The organism is Sphingomonas kyeonggiensis (assembly GCF_014204495.1).
Lineage (GTDB): Bacteria > Pseudomonadota > Alphaproteobacteria > Sphingomonadales > Sphingomonadaceae > Sphingomonas > Sphingomonas kyeonggiensis_A.
This window is the reverse complement of the sequence record NZ_JACHLN010000001.1, coordinates 702,557-717,518: the sequence shown is the minus strand read 5'-3', so window position 1 is coordinate 717,518 and position 14,962 is coordinate 702,557. Positions and strand designations below refer to the sequence as shown.

Genomic DNA, 14,962 nt, shown 5'->3' with positions numbered 1-14,962 from the left:
GCAAGGTGGGGGAGGGAGCGGAGATCAGGCCATGAAGACGCAGACCACCACCGAAGAACGTTCCGTCCGCCTTCTGCGCGTGGGCGAGCAGGTGCGTCATGTGCTGAGCGAGATCCTGCAGCGCGGCGACGTGCATGACGAGGTGCTGGCCAAGCACATGGTCTCGATCACCGAAGTGCGCATGTCGCCCGACCTGCGCCACGCGACGGTGTTCGTGAAGCCGCTGCTCGGCAAGGACGAGGAAGTGGTGATCAAGGCGCTGCGCACCAACACCGCCTATCTCCAGCGCGAAGTCGCCCACCGGGTGAAGATGAAATACGCGGCCAAGCTCAAGTTCCTGGCGGACGAGAGCTTCGACGAGGGCAGCCATATCGACAAGCTGCTGCGCGATCCCAAGGTGGCGCAGGACCTGGGCGACGAGGACGGCGCTGCGGGCTGAGGCTTCCTGCATCCACAGGATAAGCGCGCGCGGCGATTGACCGCGCGGCGGCGGCGGGCGCAGATCGCCCCATGGCCAAGCTCTATTTCTACTATGCCTCGATGAACGCGGGCAAATCGACCACGCTGCTTCAGGCCGATTTCAACTATCGCGAGCGCGGCATGCGCACCCTGTTGTTCACCGCGGGCATCCATGATCGCGGTGGCAAGGGTGTGATCGACTCGCGGCTCGGCATCAGCGCCAGCGCGATCCCGTTCGAGGAAGACACCGATCTGCGCCGCATCGCCGAGGATGCGCATTACGAGGCGCCGCTCGCCTGCATCCTGGTCGATGAATCGCAGTTCCTCTCGCCCATCCAGGTTCGCCAGCTGGCGCATCTCGCGGACGAAGTCGGCATCCCGGTGCTCTGCTATGGCCTGCGCACCGATTTCCAGGGGGCGTTGTTCCCCGGCTCGGCCGAGCTGCTCGCGCTGGCCGACTCGCTGGTCGAGATTAAGTCGGTCTGCGAATGCGGGCGCAAGGCGATTATGAATCTGCGCGTCGACGGCGAGGGCAATGCCGTGCGCCAGGGCGAGCAGCGCGAGGTCGGGGGCAATGAGCGCTATGTGGCGCTGTGCCGCCGCCACTTCATGCAGCGTACAGCCTAAGTATTATACAAGCGCGGCAAGGAGCGCCCCATCTCGTTCTCCGCAAAGGAGAAGACCCATGTTTCGCAAGACCATTCTCGCCTGTGCCCTGCCGCTGATGTTCGCCGCCACCGCCGCCTCGGCCCAGCAATCGGGGCCGACGCCCGGGCCCAAGTCGGGCGAGCAGGCCTCGATCCCGTTCTTCACCCAGAGCGACATCCGCACCTTCGATGCCACCGACAGCGGCGACGGCGTCTATGTCCAGGATGCGCGGCGCAACTGGTACTACGTCTCGTTCCTCAGCCGCTGCAACAACCTGCCCTTCGCGATCGGCGTCGGCTTCAAGACCTTCCCGGGCGCCTCGGAGATCGATCGCGGCGACACGATCTTCGCCGGGCGCGAGCGCTGCCAGATCGCCAATATCGTGCACAGCGGACCGCCGCCGGTGAAGGCGAAGAAAGCGAAGAAGGCCAAGCCGGCAGCCTGATGCTGGCCCAGTGATGCTGGCCCTGTGCCCGCGGCTCCGCTAGGGCGCCGCGGATGCATGGCTGGATCATAATCGACAAACCTTTGGGCCTCGGCTCGACCCAGGGCGTGAGCGCCGTCAAGCGCGCGCTGCGCGACGGCAAGTACGGCAAGTTCAAGGTCGGTCATGGCGGCACGCTCGATCCGCTGGCGACCGGGGTGCTGCCGATCGCGCTGGGCGAGGCGACCAAGCTGGCGGGCCGGATGCTCGACAGCGACAAGGTGTATGACTTCACCATTGGGTTCGGCGTGCAGACCGACACGCTCGATCTCGAAGGCAAGGAAGTCGCGACGTCGGATGTGCGCCCCACGCTTGCGCAGGTCGAAGCGGTGCTGCCGCGCTTCACCGGTCCGATCGATCAGGTGCCGCCCGCCTATTCCGCGCTCAAGGTCGATGGCGAGCGCGCCTATGACCTCGCCCGCGCCGGCGAAGAGGTGAAGCTGGCCAGCCGTGCGGTCACCATCCATGCGCTGACGATCGAGGGGCATGACGCGGACTCGGTGACCCTGCGCGCGCATGTTTCCAAGGGCACCTATATCCGCAGCCTTGCGCGGGACATCGCGCTGGCGCTCGGCAGCGTCGGCCATGTCACCATGCTGCGCCGGGTGAAGGCCGGTCCCTTCACCCTGGAGTCTGCGATTTCGCTGGACAAACTGGACGAAGCCGCTAAGGGCCGCTCCCTTGAACAACTTCTCCTGCCATTGAGGGCGGGGCTGGACGACATCCCGGCTCTATCCCTCACCCCCGACCAGGCAGGGCTGCTCCGACAAGGGCAGGTTCTGGCCGGGATCGCCAAGGAAGACGGCCAATATTTCGCGTGCCTGGGGGATACCCCGATCGCGCTGGTGGAGGCTCTATCCGGTGAAATCCGGGTCGTCCGCGGCTTCAATATCTAAGCGATGTCGAAGGAAAGACTATGTCGATCACTGCAGAGCGCAAGGAAGCGCTGATCAAGGAACATGCACGCGGCGGCACCGACACCGGCAGCCCCGAAGTGCAGATCGCGATCCTCTCGGAGCGCATCGCCAACCTGACCGAGCACTTCAAGACGCACGCCAAGGACAACCATTCGCGTCGCGGCCTGCTCATGCTGGTCAACAAGCGCCGTAGCCTCCTCGACTATCTGAAGAAGAAGGACGAGGGTCGCTACACCGACCTCATCGCGAAGCTCGGTCTTCGCAAGTAACCGGAAAGGCGGCCTTCGGGTCGCCTTTTTGTCATCCCGGCAGGCTAGTGCCGGCGTCAGGCTCCCACGCAGCGGAGCAGACGGGGGATCGGCAATTCGGCCAGTCCCACGAGCCACGTACGGCTCTCTCCATAGGCCCCCGCTGCATCGGGCAGCGGGTGTGAAGGAAAAACAATGTTCGACAAGAAGACTGTATCGATCGAGTGGGGCGGCAAGACGCTGACTCTCGAAACGGGCAAGGTTGCCCGCCAGGCTGACGGCGCCGTGATGGCGACCCTCGGCGAAACCGTGGTTCTCTGCGCGGTGACCGCCGCCAAGAGCGTGAAGGAAGGCCAGGACTTCTTCCCGCTGACCGTCCACTACCAGGAAAAGTTCTCGGCCGCCGGCCGTATCCCGGGTGGCTTCTTCAAGCGCGAGCGCGGCGCCACCGAGAAGGAGACTTTGGTCTCGCGTCTCATCGACCGCCCGATCCGCCCGCTGTTCCCGGAAGGCTTCTACAACGAGATCAACGCCATCGCTCAGGTCCTGAGCTATGACGGCGAGAACGAGCCGGACATCCTCGCGATGGTCGCCGCCTCGGCAGCGCTCACCATCTCGGGCGTGCCGTTCATGGGCCCGATCGGCGCCGCGCGCGTCGGCTATGTCGATGGCGAGTACATCCTGAACCCGACCGACGAGCAGGTCGCCGCCGGCGATCTCGATCTCGTCGTCGCCGCTACCTATGACGCGGTGATGATGGTCGAATCGGAAGCCAAGGAGCTTTCGGAAGAGATCATGCTCGGCGCCGTGCTGTTCGCGCACGATGCGTGCCGCGAAGTCGTCAAGGCGATCATCAAGCTCGCCGAGCAGGCCGCCAAGGATCCGTGGGAAATGGCGAAGTCGGACGACAACGCCAAGCTCAAGGACTCGATCAAGAAGCTGATCGGCAAGGACATCACCGCCGCTTACAAGCTGACCGACAAGTCGGCCCGCTCGAACGCCCTCAACGAGGCGCGTGCGAAGGCGAAGGCGAAGTTCGCCGAAGACGGCCTCTCGCCCCAGGAAGTCATGGCCGGCATCAAGCTGACCAAGAAGCTGGAAGCCGAGATCGTCCGCACCGCCATCCTCAAGGACGGCAAGCGCATCGACGGCCGCACCACTACGCAGATCCGCCCGATCGAGGCGGAGACGCACTTCCTCCCGCGTGCGCATGGCTCGGCCCTGTTCACCCGCGGCGAGACCCAGACGATCGCAACGGCAACCCTGGGCACCAAGGACGCCGAGCAGATGATCGACGGCCTGGGTGGCCTGTCGTACCAGAACTTCATGCTGCACTATAACTTCCCGCCCTATTCGGTCGGCGAAGTGGGCCGCTTCGGCGCCCCGGGCCGTCGCGAAGTCGGCCACGGCAAGCTCGCCTGGCGCGCGCTGCACCCGGTGCTGCCGACCAAGGAAGAGTTCCCCTACACGATCCGCCTGACCAGCGACATCACCGAGTCGAACGGCTCGTCGTCGATGGCGTCGGTCTGCGGCGGCAGCCTCGCGATGATGGACGCCGGCGTGCCGATCAAGCGTCCGGTCTCGGGCATCGCCATGGGCCTGATCCTCGAGGGCAAGGACTTCGCGATCCTGTCGGACATCCTGGGTGATGAAGATCACCTCGGCGACATGGACTTCAAGGTGGCGGGCACGTCCGAAGGCATCACCACGATGCAGATGGACATCAAGATCGCCGGCATCACCAAGGAGATCTTCGAAGCCGCGCTGAACCAGGCCAAGGACGGTCGCGCCCACATCCTGGGCGAGATGAACAAGGCCCTGTCGGCGACCCGTTCGGAGCTCTCGGCGCACGCACCGCGCATCGAGACCTTCACGATCGACAAGTCGAAGATCCGTGACGTGATCGGCACCGGCGGCAAGGTGATCCGCGAGATCGTCGCCACCACCGGCGCCAAGGTCGACATCGACGACGAGGGCGTGATCAAGGTCTCGTCGAGCGACGTCTCGCAGATCGAAGCCGCGATCAACTGGATCAAGGGCATCGTCGAAGAGGCGGAAGTCGGCAAGATCTACACCGGCAAGGTCGTCAACCTCGTCGATTTCGGCGCCTTCGTGAACTTCATGGGCGGCAAGGACGGTCTCGTCCACGTCTCGGAGATCAAGAACGAGCGCGTCGAGAAGGTCTCGGACGCCCTGACCGAAGGCCAGGAAGTCAAGGTCAAGGTCCTCGAGATCGATCCGCGCGGCAAGGTTCGCCTGTCGATGCGCGTCGTCGACCAGGAGACCGGCGAAGAGCTCGAAGATACCCGTCCCGCCCGCGAACCGCGCGAGCCGCGCGGTGATCGTGGCGACCGCGGTGACCGTCGTCGCGACGGTGGCCGTGGCGGCGACCGTGGTCCGCGTCGCGAAGGCGGCGATCGTGATCGTGGTCCGCGTGGCGATCGTGGCGATCGCGGCCCGCGCCGTGAGCGCTCGGAGTCGAAGGACGAAGGCGGCGAGGACATCGGCCTGCCGGCGTTCCTCACCGGCGCCGACGACTGATCGTCCGGGGAAACCCGAAAAGCATGAGAGGGGCTCGCGGCAACGCGGGCCCTTTTCTTTGCCCGGGCGATTTCACCAAATCGGGATAATCCCTTTTCTCAGTACCTTGTTGAACACTCCTCAGCCTGTCACATCCGCCGGTGCCGATGGCCCGGCGGTGGCGCGGCAAAGAGGGGGATTTCCATGCGCAAGTTGATGCCGTTCGGCGGGATGTTGTTGCTCGCCGGCTGTTCCGGCGGGGGTGGAGGCACGGGCGGCAGCGTCTCGACGCCGACTCCCACGCCCGTCCCGACCCTGGCGGTCACGCTCGACAAGGCGGCGCAGAGCCAGTCGGCCATCGAGAGCGACAGCCGGGCGAGCTTCTCCTTCGTCGCCACCTATAGCGGCACCGCGAGCACGGCGATCTATCCCCGGATCAGCTTCGACGACAAACTGCTGTCGCAGGATGGGGACATCGTCCAGTCGGGCAAGAGCTACACCGTCTCGCTGAAGAGCCTTGCCGGCCTCAGCGCGGAATCGCGCAGCGGCGATGTAACCTTCCGGCTCTGCCGCGACACGGCGTGCGCGGAAGTATATCCCGGCTCCACCCAGACCTTCCGCTACACGCTCGACGTCAAGCTCAACGACTGGGAGATGTTCCAGCGCTCGGCCGGGCACACCGCCTATGTCCATGCCAGCTTCGATCCGGCCAAGTTCGCGAAACTGTGGGACAAGAGCTTTGCCGATGCCGGCAGCTTCCGCCCGGTATCGACCAAGGGCGGCACGATCTTCCTGACGCGCAAGGCGAGCGCGGGCACGAGCGTCTACGCGCTGGACAGCGCCACCGGCGCGCAGCGCTGGGCCTATGACCTGGGCCCGATCTCGGACGGCAGCGGCCCGACGGTGAGCGGCGACCAGCTGCAGGTCGTCACCATGTTCACGTCCTCCGGCGAGAATCGGATCGTCACGCTCACGGCCGCGAACGGCCAGTTCGTTCGCAACATGCTGTTCGCCTCGCAATGGTCGGTCTTCGCCCAGCCCACCGCGGTCGGCCGCGAGCTGTATCTGGCATCCGGCTATTACGGCAACGTCGTCTACAGCTACAATCTCGACAACGGCGTCACCCGCTGGACGGCGAACGGCGTGTCCGGGAAGGTGTGGGACGGCGCCACGCCCGCGGCCGACGACCAGTATGTCTATTATTACTCGGGCAGCCTCGACGTCTATCGCCGCTCGGACGGCGCGCTGGTCAAGAGCATCGCGGATCCCTTCTGGGTGTGGAACGGCTATTCCTATGCCGGCGGCCCGATCCTGGGCGCGCGCAAGAACGCGATCGCCTATTCGGGCACGGGAATGGGCATCTATCCCATTTCCTTCCCGCTGGTCAGCTACGACATCGAGGGCGGCAAGATCGCCTGGCGCACCGCCGGCACCTACAGCAACGCACCGGCGCTGGCGAAGGGGGTATTGTTCGCCGCGAGCAATCCGCGCGGCCAGCTGGATGCGATCGGCGAGGATGATGGCGTGGTGCGCTGGTCCTGGCCGGTTCCGGCCGGCGAGACGTTCCTCGGCAACATTCTCGTCACCGACAATCTCGTCCTCTTCTCCACCTCCGCCAAGGTCTATGCGGTGTCGCTCGACACGCATGCCACCGTCTGGTCGGCACCCACGCCGGGCACGCTGGCGATCGGCGCGGAGGGGCGGCTGATCGTGACGCCGATCATCAACGGCACGGCGCCCGGCGGCACGATCACGGCCTATTCGCTGCGTTGATGCAAGGGGAGGCGGAGCCCGGTCAGCCTGACCGGGCCTCGCGCCCCGGGCGCCAGCGCAGTGCCTCGACGATCGCCGCGAAGGCCGGCGTGGGCTGGCGGCGGCTGGGATAATAGAGATGGTAGCCGGCAAAGGGCGGCGACCAGTCTTCCAGCACCGCCTCCAGCCTGCCGTCGGCCAAAGCGTCGCGCACCAGGTCCTCCATCATGTAGGACAGGCCAAAGCCTTCCAGCGTGGCATCGCGGATGTGGAAGATGCTGTTGAAGATCAGCTGGCCGCTGACCCGGACCCGCTGCTCGCGGCGATTGCGCTCGAACTCCCAGGCGTACAGCCCGCCCAGCGTCGGCAGACGCAGGTTGATGCAATTATGTTCGGCAAGGTCCTGCGGCGTCTGCGGGCGGCCATATCTCTCGAAATAGGCTGGCGTCGCCACCACCAGCATCCGCACCGGCGGCCCGATCGGCACCGCGATCATGTCCTTGTCGATGATGTCACCCAGCCGCACGCCCGCATCGAACTTCTCGGCGACCAGGTCGACCAGCCGGTAATCGGTCTCGATCTCGACATGGATGTCGGGGTGCTCGGCCAGCACGCCGCGCAGCCGCGGCCACAGCACCGTCTGCAGCGAGAACTCGTCGGCGGTGATCCGGATATTGCCCGCCGGCCGATCGCGCAGGTCGTTGAGCGCGGTGACATGCGTGGCGATCTCGTCGAGATGGAAGGCAACGGTGCGCAGCATCCGCTCGCCCGCCTCGGTCGGCGTCACGCTGCGGGTGGTGCGGTTGAGCAGCCGCACGCCCAGCCGCTCCTCCAGGGAGCGCATGCAATGGCTCAGCGCGGAAGGGGTGACGCCCAGCTGCGCCGCGGCCCGCGTGAAGCTGCGCTCGCGCGCCACCGCGACGAAGGCGGAAAGATCGGCAAGGTCCTGGCGATTCATTGCTGAAAAATACTCATAAGCGCGTTCACATTATAGCCCCTAATCGGCGGAGCGCTCGCACCCCATTTCTGCGCGCATCAGGGAAAAGGGGTGATCGCATGAAACGGCTGGTCCTGGCTGCGGCGTCGCTCCTTCCCGTCTTCGCTGCCTGCGCCCAGCAGGCGCCCCAGGCACAGGAGCAGCAGATGCGCATTCAGCGGAACGGCAGCCAGCCGTCGCAAAAGGGGCCCGCCGACTGGTTCACCGGTTCGGTGCGGATCGATCCGCTCACCATCGCCGAGGATCCGCGCTTCGGCGTCGCCAGCGTCACCTTCGAGCCCGGGGCCCGCACCGCCTGGCACACCCATCCGCTCGGCCAGACGCTGATCGTCACCGCCGGGCTCGGCTGGACCCAGTGCGAGGGCGAGGCCGTGGTCGAGATCCGCCCCGGCGACGTGATCTGGTGCCCGCCCGGCCATCGCCACTGGCATGGTGCCAGCCCCGGCAGTGCGATGACCCATATCGCCATCCAGGAATCGCTGAACGGCAAGATGGTCGAGTGGTTCGAGCATGTCCCAGACGCCGTCTATCTCGCCGGCCCCGCCGAGGCGCGCTGATGCCGCACGTCACGCTCCGGCTCGCCTCGGGCCGCTCGGATGCGGACAAGCAGCGCCTCGCCGATGCGCTGGCCGAGGCCGTGACCGCCGCGATCGGGTCGCCACCGGAGAGCATCTCGGTGGCGATCGAGGATGTCGCGATGGGCGACTGGCCTGGCTTCTACCGAAGCGAGATCGCCGCGCATCCCGAGCTGCTGTTCAAGCCGCCCGGCTACACGCTCTGACCCCCCTGAACCCCGATATCAAGCAACAGAGGACCAACATGACCACCCAAGCCAAGGCCTATGCCGCCCAGTCGGCGAGCACTCCGCTCGCGCCCTTCACCTTCGAGCGCCGCGACCTGCTGGCCGATGACGTCTCGATCGACATCCTGTTCTGCGGCGTCTGCCATTCGGACCTGCACACCGCGCGCAGCGAATGGGACGGCACGATCTTCCCCTGCGTGCCCGGCCACGAGATCGTCGGCCGCGTCAGCGCCGTCGGCAGCGACGTCACCAAGTTCGCGGTCGGCGACCTGGTCGGCGTCGGCTGCATGGTCGACAGCTGCGGCCATTGCCCGTCCTGCCAGGAGAGCGAGGAGCAGTTCTGCGAGACCACCGGCTTCGTCGGCACCTATAATGGCCCGGACGCGCATCTCGGCGGCCACACCTTTGGCGGCTATTCCGATCATATCGTCGTGAAGGAAGGCTTCGTCCTCAAGGTCAGCCATGACGAGAAGGACCTGGCCGCGGTCACGCCGTTGCTCTGCGCCGGCATCACCACCTATTCGCCGCTGCGCCACTGGAATGCGGGGCCGGGCAAGAAGGTCGGCATCGTCGGCATCGGCGGCCTCGGTCACATGGGCATCAAGATCGCCGCGGCGATGGGCGCGCATGTCGTCGCCTTCACCACCTCGCCCGCCAAGATCGAGGACGCGAAGAAGCTCGGCGCGCATGAAGTGATCGTCTCGCGCAACGCGGACGAGATGGCCGCCCACGCCAACAGCTTCGATTTCATCCTCGATACGGTGGCGGCGAGCCATGACCTCGATGCGCTGACCGGCCTGCTCAAGCGCGACGGTACGCTCACCCTCGTCGGCGTGCCCGAGCATGCCCACCCGTCGCCGAACGTCTTCAACCTGGTGTTCAAGCGCCGCTCGATCGCCGGCTCGCTGATCGGCGGCATCGCCGAGACGCAGGAGATGCTCGATTTCTGCCACCAGCACGGGCTGACCGCCGACATCGAGATGATCCGCATGGACGAGATCGAGACGGCCTATGACCGGATGGTGAAGAGCGACGTGAAGTACCGCTTCGTCATCGACATGGCGTCACTGAAGCAGGAAGGCTGAGGGCGCCAGCCGGCGTCCTCCTCCGGGGCCGCCACGGCGGCGCCGGCTGCCGGCCACCGGCGCCGTGGCTTCCCTGCGGGGAAGCCGCGGCGGCCGCGCACCCTCGGCGACCATCGCCGAGGCGATCACCCCGAAGGCGATCAGTGCCGTCACTTTGTGGGTCTGCCGGTCCATGTGCGCACGAAACCATGCGCGGCGCGCGCGCGACATTCGGGAGATCGCCTGTCCGGGATCGCCCTTGCGGCATTGCACTTAAGTAGAATGGGAAAGTGGGAGGCTTCTGTTGCCCGGTGCCTCCCGTACCGCTGGATTCCCCTTCTGTTGCCCGGTGGGGTCCAACCGCGCATTTTAGAGTAACCTTAAGCCGTTAGGCCTTGGGGTTACGCCGCAATAGCGAGTGCTTCGTTATCGTTGGCACTTGTGTAATGGACCGTCACAGTGGCCCACGCTGAGAGATAGATAGCGCTTTTCAACACACGTCGATCCTAGTTCGGCCCCGTCAGCAACTGCCTGAAGCAGGTAGCTGGTGGTGGAGCCGCCGGGTACCGCCCCCGGGTCCGCTGCGCCTATTGCACGCCTTCGTTTATCCCCATAGCCGACCGAAGCCGGCAGGACCCATATAGGGGCGGGATTCATTAATGAAAAGGTCAGGCGGGATGTCCTAAGGTCTTCACAGTGCCGCAAACTATTGGCATGGACGTTTTTGACCGATGTTGACCCAGCGTTCCCGCTACGCCCTTCGTGCGATGCTCTATCTGGCCGGACAGCCCCTTGCGGGCGCGCCAACGCCGATGAACCGCATCGCCACCGAAGCGAATGTGCCGCGCAAGTTCCTTGAGCTGATCCTGGCCGATCTGCGCGAGGCGGGCTTCCTCACGTCCACGCGTGGCAAGGCGGGCGGCTATCGCCTTGCACGCGCCAAGCACCTGATCTCGCTCGGCGAGATCATCCGGGTGATCGAGGGGCCGCTGGCGCTGGTCCCCTGCGTCAGCCGCACCGCCTATCGCCCGTGCAATGACTGCAAGGACGAAGCGAGCTGCGCGATCCGCCACGCGATGGCGCGGGTGCGCGACGAGACCGCACGTATTCTCGACGGCACCAGCCTTGCGGATGCCACCGCCGAGGATCTCGCTGCGGCCTAGGCCGCGTTCTTCTTCTTCAGCTCGTCGCGGATCTCGCGCAGCAGCGTTACGTCCGCCGGTTCGGCGGCGGCGGCTTCCTCCGGCTTCGGCATCACGCGGTTCACCGCGCGCACCAGCAGGAAGATGATGAAGGCGACGATCATGAAATTGACCGCCGCGGTGATGAACGCGCCATAGCCGAACAGCGGCACGCCGGCCTTTTTCAGCGCGGCATAGTCGGTCGATCCGGCCAGCGCGGCGGGGATCGGCCCCAGCGCGATGAAGTAGCTCGAGAAATCGAGCCCGCCGAAGATCTTGCCGATCAGCGGCATCAGCAGATCGTCGGTCAGCGAGCTGACGATCTTGCTGAACGCGGCGCCGATGATGACCGCCACGGCCAGATCGAGCACGTTGCCGCGCGAAATGAACGCCTTGAATTCCTTGAACATCGCTTCGGCTCCCAACCCCTGCCGCCAGCGCGCGGCATCTTTGCCATGAAGCACGCTTGTGGAGCTTGCGCAAACCGCCTGCGTTTCCGATTTAGCTTTCGAACCGAGGTGTTGCCACTGTATAAGACACTTCGAACCCGATCCGGAGGATCCTGACGTGATGAAGTTTCGTGCCCTTCTTGCTCTTGCCGGCGCCGCCCTGCTCGCAGGCTGCGGCCTCAACAGCGTTCCCACCGCCGAGGAGAATGCGAAGGCGAAGTGGGCGGACGTGCAGGCGGCCTATCAGCGTCGCGCCGACACCATTCCCGCGCTGGTCAATACGGTGAAGGGCGCAGCGGCTTCCGAAGGCAAGATCCTGACCGACGTGGTCGAGGCACGCGCCAAGGCGACTTCTGTGCAGATCACCGCGAATGACCTCACCGACCCCAACAAGGTCGCGGCCTTCCAGGCGGCGCAGAACCAGTTCGGCGGCTCGATCGGGCGCCTGATCGCCAGCGTCGAGGCCTATCCCCAGCTCCAGAGCCAGGCGACGTTCAAGACGCTGATGGACCAGGTGGAAGGCAGCAACAACCGCATCACCATCGCGGTGCGCGACTACAACACGGCGGTGCAGGCCTATAACACCCGCATCCGCACCTTCCCCGACGCGATCGGTGCGAAGATCTTCTACGGCGCCAAGCCGATCGTGCCCTTCCAGGCCCAGGCCGGCGCGGAGAAGATGCCCGACGTCAGCTTCGGGAACAGCAACTGATCCTGCGGGCGCTTCTCCTCTGCGGTGCGCTGGCGGCCTGCAAGCCGCTGGCGCACGATCCGCAGGCCGTTGCGGCGGGGTGCACGCCTGCAGCGGAGACGACGCCCGTCGCCGGTGCGGTCGAGGGGGCGGCGGTGCCCAATGCGCGGCCCGCCCCCGCCGGCTATGATTTTCCGGCGCTGACCGGCCGGGTGGTCGATTCCGCCAACCTGCTTTCGGTAAGCGAGCGGCGACGGCTGTCGAACCAGCTGGTCGATGCCGAGAAGAAGTCGAAGCATCAGTTCGTGGTGGTCACGGTGAAAAGCCTCGGCGGGCATGTGATCGCCGATTATGGCGTGAACCTGGGCCGCACCTGGGGCATCGGCCGCAAATGCTTCAATGACGGGGTGCTACTGATCGTGGCGCCCAATGAACGCAAGGTCCGGATCGAAGTCGGCACCGGCCTCGAAAAGGCGCTGCGCGACGAGGAAGCGGGCGCGATCATCCGCGACGACATCCTGCCGCGCTTCAAGGAAGGCAAGTTCGCCGACGGCATCTTCGCCGGCAGCGAAGCCATCATTCGCGAGATCACTGAATGAGTCTGTTGCGTAGCCTGCTCGCATTGCTGCTGGTCCTGGTGCCGCTCTCGGCACAGGCGCAGCCCAGTTTCCCCAAGCTCAGTGGCCGGGTGGTCGACGAGGCGCATCTGCTCTCGCCCGCCCAGGTCGCCCAGCTCAACCAGCTCTCCGAGGACGTCCAGAAGGCCTCGACCCGCCAGTTCGTCGTCGCGACCATCCCCGATCTCCAGGGCTATGACATCCAGGATTACGGCTATCAGCTCGGCCGCGCCTGGGGGATCGGCCAGAAGGACGCCAATAACGGCATCCTGCTGATCGTCGCTCCCAAGGAGCGCAAGGTCCGGATCGAGGTCGGCTACGGGCTCGAGCCGATCATGACCGATGGCTTGTCCAGCCAGATCATCAACGAGACGATCATCCCCCGCTTCAAGCAGAACGACATGGCGGGCGGCATCGTCGCCGGCGCGCAGGCGATCGCCGAGCAGATGAAGCTGCCGCTCGAGGCCGCCGAACAGCGTGCCCAGCAGAGTCAGGCGAAGGTCAGCCAGACCAGTCGCCAGCGCTCTAGCGGCGGCGGGTTTCCGATCGGGCTGATCTTCTGGGGCATCATCCTGCTGTTCGTGATCCTGCCGATGCTCGGGCTCGGCCGGCGCAAGCGGCGCGGCCCCTGGGGCCCGCGCTACCGTAGCGACGACAGCGGCGCGCTGCCGATCATCCTCTGGTCGATCGCCAACGAGATCGGCCATCAGGCCAGCCGTGGCGGCGGCGGCTGGGGCGGTGGTGGCGGCAGCGACTGGGGTGGTGGTGGCGGAGGCGGCGGTGGCTTCTCCGGCGGCGGCGGATCGTTCGGGGGCGGCGGCGCCTCGGGGAGCTGGTGAGATGCGATTGACCGATCAGGACCGCATGGCGGTCACCCAGGCCGTAACCGCCGCCGAGCTCACCACCAATGGCGAGATCGTCACGGTCGTCGCTGGGCGCTCGGATCCCTATCACGACGTTGCGCTGCATTGGGCGGTGCTGGCGATGCTGCTCGTCCTGGCGCTGCTCGCCTGGCAGCCCTGGCCGGCCGAGTGGCTCCATTCCCGCTTCATCGACAGCTGGGCGCAGGTCGTGCCGGCACGCTGGTACCTCACCATCGCGCTGATCCTGATGGCCGCGACCTTCCTGGTCGCCCGCGTCGTGCTGGCGCTCGATGCGCTGCGCCTGTTCCTCACGCCTGCCGCGACCAAGAACCGCCGCGTCCATCGCCGTGCGCTCGAACTGTTCCGCGCCGCCGCCGAGAAGCGCACGCGCGGTTCGACCGGCGTGCTGCTCTATCTCAGCCTTGCCGAGCACCGCGCCGAGATCATCGCCGACGAGGCGATCCACTCGAAAGTCACGCCCGACGTCTGGGGCGCCGCGATGGCGGCATTGCTCAAGGGCGTGAAGGCGGACAGGGCCGGTGAGGGCATGGCCGAGGCCGTCCACCAGATCGGCCTGGTGCTTGCCGAGCATTTCCCGCGCAGCGCGGACGATGTGAACGAACTTCCCGACCGGGTGATCGAACTGTGAGCGACATGGAAGAAGAGATTGCCTGGGCCGGCAAGTGGATCACCGCCAAGCGCCGGGGCAAATGGGAATATGTCTCGCGTGCCAAGGGCATCCGCGCCGCGGTGATCGTCGCGATCGACGCCGACGATCATGTCCTGCTGGTCGACCAGTTTCGCGTGCCGCTCGGCAAGCGCTGCCTCGAGCTGCCCGCCGGCCTCGTCGGCGATGAAGCGGGTCGCGAGAATGACAGTCCCTTCGAGGCTGCTCGCCGCGAGCTGATCGAGGAAACCGGCTATGACAGCGCGGAGATCGAGGATCTCGGCGAGTATTTCTCCTCGCCCGGGCTGGTCAGCGAGAGCTTCACTCTGGTCCGCGCGCGCGGGCTGACCAAGGTCGGCGAAGGCGGCGGGCTGGAGGACGAGGACATCATCGTCCACCGCGTGCCGCTGGCGGGCCTCCCCGATTTCGTCGCGAAGAAGCGCGCCGAGGGGCTGGCGATCGACGTGAAGCTGCTGCTGTTGCTGTCGGGCGCGCTGCTGGGGAACTGACCAACTCCCCTCCCTGCAAGGGAGGGGCCGGGGGTGGGTTGCGCCTCCGGTCTTCCGGAGGCGCCCAACGAGACGGCATCGGAAAACAGAAAAG

At 66.0% G+C, this 14,962-nt stretch carries 19 protein-coding genes and 1 other RNA gene; 16 read left to right on the top strand and 4 right to left on the bottom strand.

Annotated elements, in window-relative coordinates:
* Positions 1-31: 31 nt before the first annotated feature.
* From rbfA to HNP52_RS03485, 7 genes are all read left to right on the top strand, one after another.
* Positions 32-439 (top strand): 30S ribosome-binding factor RbfA, encoded by a 408-nt coding sequence (gene rbfA, locus HNP52_RS03515; protein ID WP_184162529.1) that lies wholly within the window; start codon positions 32-34, stop codon positions 437-439.
* A gap of 71 nt (positions 440-510) precedes the next feature.
* Positions 511-1,086: a thymidine kinase gene (locus HNP52_RS03510; RefSeq protein ID WP_184162526.1), complete on the top strand. Its 576-nt coding sequence runs from the start codon at positions 511-513 to the stop codon at positions 1,084-1,086.
* A gap of 58 nt (positions 1,087-1,144) precedes the next feature.
* On the top strand, positions 1,145-1,552 hold the full coding sequence (locus HNP52_RS03505) for a DUF6491 family protein (protein WP_184162523.1): 408 nt from the start codon (positions 1,145-1,147) through the stop codon (positions 1,550-1,552).
* Between the two features lie 53 nt (positions 1,553-1,605).
* Positions 1,606-2,487, top strand: a complete 882-nt coding sequence (gene truB, locus HNP52_RS03500; RefSeq protein ID WP_184162520.1) for a tRNA pseudouridine(55) synthase TruB — start codon at positions 1,606-1,608, stop codon at positions 2,485-2,487.
* A 20-nt stretch (positions 2,488-2,507) separates the two neighbouring features.
* On the top strand, positions 2,508-2,777 hold the full coding sequence (rpsO, locus tag HNP52_RS03495; RefSeq protein ID WP_116839282.1) for a 30S ribosomal protein S15: 270 nt from the start codon (positions 2,508-2,510) through the stop codon (positions 2,775-2,777).
* Positions 2,778-2,951: 174 nt separating this feature from the next.
* Entirely contained in the window at positions 2,952-5,297 is a 2,346-nt protein-coding gene (gene pnp / locus HNP52_RS03490; protein ID WP_184162517.1) for a polyribonucleotide nucleotidyltransferase, read from the top strand.
* A gap of 183 nt (positions 5,298-5,480) precedes the next feature.
* Positions 5,481-7,049, top strand: coding sequence for a PQQ-binding-like beta-propeller repeat protein (locus tag HNP52_RS03485; RefSeq protein WP_184162514.1), 1,569 nt, complete (start codon positions 5,481-5,483; stop codon positions 7,047-7,049).
* Positions 7,050-7,071: 22 nt separating this feature from the next.
* On the opposite strand, the gene HNP52_RS03480 is transcribed toward HNP52_RS03485, so the two are convergent.
* A complete protein-coding gene (locus HNP52_RS03480) occupies positions 7,072-7,986 on the bottom strand; it encodes a LysR family transcriptional regulator (RefSeq protein ID WP_184162511.1) in 915 nt (304 codons plus the stop codon).
* Between the two features lie 98 nt (positions 7,987-8,084).
* Between HNP52_RS03480 and HNP52_RS03475 the strand changes: the two genes are divergently transcribed.
* Genes HNP52_RS03475 through HNP52_RS03465 form a run of 3 tightly spaced genes read left to right on the top strand, consistent with a single transcriptional unit; the run spans position 8,085 to position 9,912 of the window.
* Positions 8,085-8,582 carry a cupin domain-containing protein gene (locus HNP52_RS03475; protein ID WP_311768389.1) on the top strand — a complete coding sequence of 166 codons (498 nt, stop codon included), beginning with the start codon at positions 8,085-8,087 and terminating at the stop codon, positions 8,580-8,582.
* On the top strand, positions 8,582-8,806 hold the full coding sequence (locus HNP52_RS03470; protein ID WP_184162508.1) for a 4-oxalocrotonate tautomerase family protein: 225 nt from the start codon (positions 8,582-8,584) through the stop codon (positions 8,804-8,806). Before HNP52_RS03475 ends, HNP52_RS03470 begins: the two co-directional genes overlap by 1 nt.
* Positions 8,807-8,844: 38 nt before the next feature.
* The gene (locus HNP52_RS03465) at positions 8,845-9,912 is read left to right on the top strand and encodes an NAD(P)-dependent alcohol dehydrogenase (RefSeq protein ID WP_184162505.1); all 1,068 of its coding nucleotides are present in this window, start codon (positions 8,845-8,847) and stop codon (positions 9,910-9,912) included.
* Here the strand turns inward: HNP52_RS03465 and HNP52_RS03460 are convergent.
* Positions 9,892-10,086, bottom strand: a complete 195-nt coding sequence (locus HNP52_RS03460; protein ID WP_184162502.1) for a hypothetical protein — start codon at positions 10,084-10,086, stop codon at positions 9,892-9,894. The two genes, HNP52_RS03465 and HNP52_RS03460, sit on opposite strands and share 21 nt — an antisense overlap.
* Before the next feature lie 94 nt (positions 10,087-10,180).
* Positions 10,181-10,561, bottom strand: a transfer-messenger RNA (tmRNA) gene (gene ssrA / locus HNP52_RS03455).
* A gap of 61 nt (positions 10,562-10,622) precedes the next feature.
* Between ssrA and HNP52_RS03450 the strand changes: the two genes are divergently transcribed.
* Positions 10,623-11,054: an Rrf2 family transcriptional regulator gene (locus tag HNP52_RS03450; protein WP_184162499.1), complete on the top strand. Its 432-nt coding sequence runs from the start codon at positions 10,623-10,625 to the stop codon at positions 11,052-11,054.
* Here HNP52_RS03450 and mscL read toward each other — a convergent pair.
* The gene (gene mscL, locus HNP52_RS03445) at positions 11,051-11,482 is read right to left on the bottom strand and encodes a large conductance mechanosensitive channel protein MscL (RefSeq protein ID WP_184162496.1); all 432 of its coding nucleotides are present in this window, start codon (positions 11,480-11,482) and stop codon (positions 11,051-11,053) included. The genes HNP52_RS03450 and mscL overlap by 4 nt on opposite strands.
* 160 nt (positions 11,483-11,642) lie before the next feature.
* Between mscL and HNP52_RS03440 the strand changes: the two genes are divergently transcribed.
* From HNP52_RS03440 to HNP52_RS03420, 5 genes are all read left to right on the top strand, one after another.
* Entirely contained in the window at positions 11,643-12,233 is a 591-nt protein-coding gene (locus HNP52_RS03440) for a LemA family protein (RefSeq protein ID WP_184162493.1), read from the top strand.
* Positions 12,234-12,367: 134 nt separating this feature from the next.
* The gene (locus tag HNP52_RS03435) at positions 12,368-12,811 is read left to right on the top strand and encodes a TPM domain-containing protein (RefSeq protein WP_221416086.1); all 444 of its coding nucleotides are present in this window, start codon (positions 12,368-12,370) and stop codon (positions 12,809-12,811) included.
* A complete protein-coding gene (locus HNP52_RS03430; protein ID WP_184162490.1) occupies positions 12,808-13,668 on the top strand; it encodes a YgcG family protein in 861 nt (286 codons plus the stop codon). Before HNP52_RS03435 ends, HNP52_RS03430 begins: the two co-directional genes overlap by 4 nt.
* 1 nt (position 13,669) lies before the next feature.
* Positions 13,670-14,341 (top strand): TPM domain-containing protein, encoded by a 672-nt coding sequence (locus HNP52_RS03425; protein ID WP_184162487.1) that lies wholly within the window; start codon positions 13,670-13,672, stop codon positions 14,339-14,341.
* Positions 14,342-14,346: 5 nt separating this feature from the next.
* Complete coding sequence (locus tag HNP52_RS03420) at positions 14,347-14,868, top strand: NUDIX hydrolase (RefSeq protein ID WP_184162484.1); 522 nt, start codon at positions 14,347-14,349, stop codon at positions 14,866-14,868.
* The last annotated feature ends 94 nt before the right edge of the window (positions 14,869-14,962 follow it).

What these genes read in the sequence shown, in the direction of transcription:
- mscL (WP_184162496.1), bottom strand. Translation starts at nt 11,482, where the DNA reads ATGTTCAAGGAATTCAAGGCGTTCATTTCGCGCGGCAACGTGCTCGAT.
- rbfA (WP_184162529.1), top strand. Translation starts at nt 32, where the DNA reads ATGAAGACGCAGACCACCACCGAAGAACGTTCCGTCCGCCTTCTGCGC.
- HNP52_RS03485 (WP_184162514.1), top strand. Translation starts at nt 5,481, where the DNA reads ATGCGCAAGTTGATGCCGTTCGGCGGGATGTTGTTGCTCGCCGGCTGT.
- HNP52_RS03465 (WP_184162505.1), top strand. Translation starts at nt 8,845, where the DNA reads ATGACCACCCAAGCCAAGGCCTATGCCGCCCAGTCGGCGAGCACTCCG.
- HNP52_RS03480 (WP_184162511.1), bottom strand. Translation starts at nt 7,986, where the DNA reads ATGAATCGCCAGGACCTTGCCGATCTTTCCGCCTTCGTCGCGGTGGCG.
- HNP52_RS03420 (WP_184162484.1), top strand. Translation starts at nt 14,347, where the DNA reads ATGGAAGAAGAGATTGCCTGGGCCGGCAAGTGGATCACCGCCAAGCGC.
- truB (WP_184162520.1), top strand. Translation starts at nt 1,606, where the DNA reads ATGCATGGCTGGATCATAATCGACAAACCTTTGGGCCTCGGCTCGACC.
- HNP52_RS03475 (WP_311768389.1), top strand. Translation starts at nt 8,085, where the DNA reads ATGAAACGGCTGGTCCTGGCTGCGGCGTCGCTCCTTCCCGTCTTCGCT.
- rpsO (WP_116839282.1), top strand. Translation starts at nt 2,508, where the DNA reads ATGTCGATCACTGCAGAGCGCAAGGAAGCGCTGATCAAGGAACATGCA.
- HNP52_RS03510 (WP_184162526.1), top strand. Translation starts at nt 511, where the DNA reads ATGGCCAAGCTCTATTTCTACTATGCCTCGATGAACGCGGGCAAATCG.
- HNP52_RS03430 (WP_184162490.1), top strand. Translation starts at nt 12,808, where the DNA reads ATGAGTCTGTTGCGTAGCCTGCTCGCATTGCTGCTGGTCCTGGTGCCG.
- HNP52_RS03470 (WP_184162508.1), top strand. Translation starts at nt 8,582, where the DNA reads ATGCCGCACGTCACGCTCCGGCTCGCCTCGGGCCGCTCGGATGCGGAC.
- HNP52_RS03505 (WP_184162523.1), top strand. Translation starts at nt 1,145, where the DNA reads ATGTTTCGCAAGACCATTCTCGCCTGTGCCCTGCCGCTGATGTTCGCC.
- HNP52_RS03425 (WP_184162487.1), top strand. Translation starts at nt 13,670, where the DNA reads ATGCGATTGACCGATCAGGACCGCATGGCGGTCACCCAGGCCGTAACC.
- HNP52_RS03440 (WP_184162493.1), top strand. Translation starts at nt 11,643, where the DNA reads ATGAAGTTTCGTGCCCTTCTTGCTCTTGCCGGCGCCGCCCTGCTCGCA.
- pnp (WP_184162517.1), top strand. Translation starts at nt 2,952, where the DNA reads ATGTTCGACAAGAAGACTGTATCGATCGAGTGGGGCGGCAAGACGCTG.
- HNP52_RS03460 (WP_184162502.1), bottom strand. Translation starts at nt 10,086, where the DNA reads ATGGACCGGCAGACCCACAAAGTGACGGCACTGATCGCCTTCGGGGTG.
- HNP52_RS03450 (WP_184162499.1), top strand. Translation starts at nt 10,623, where the DNA reads ATGTTGACCCAGCGTTCCCGCTACGCCCTTCGTGCGATGCTCTATCTG.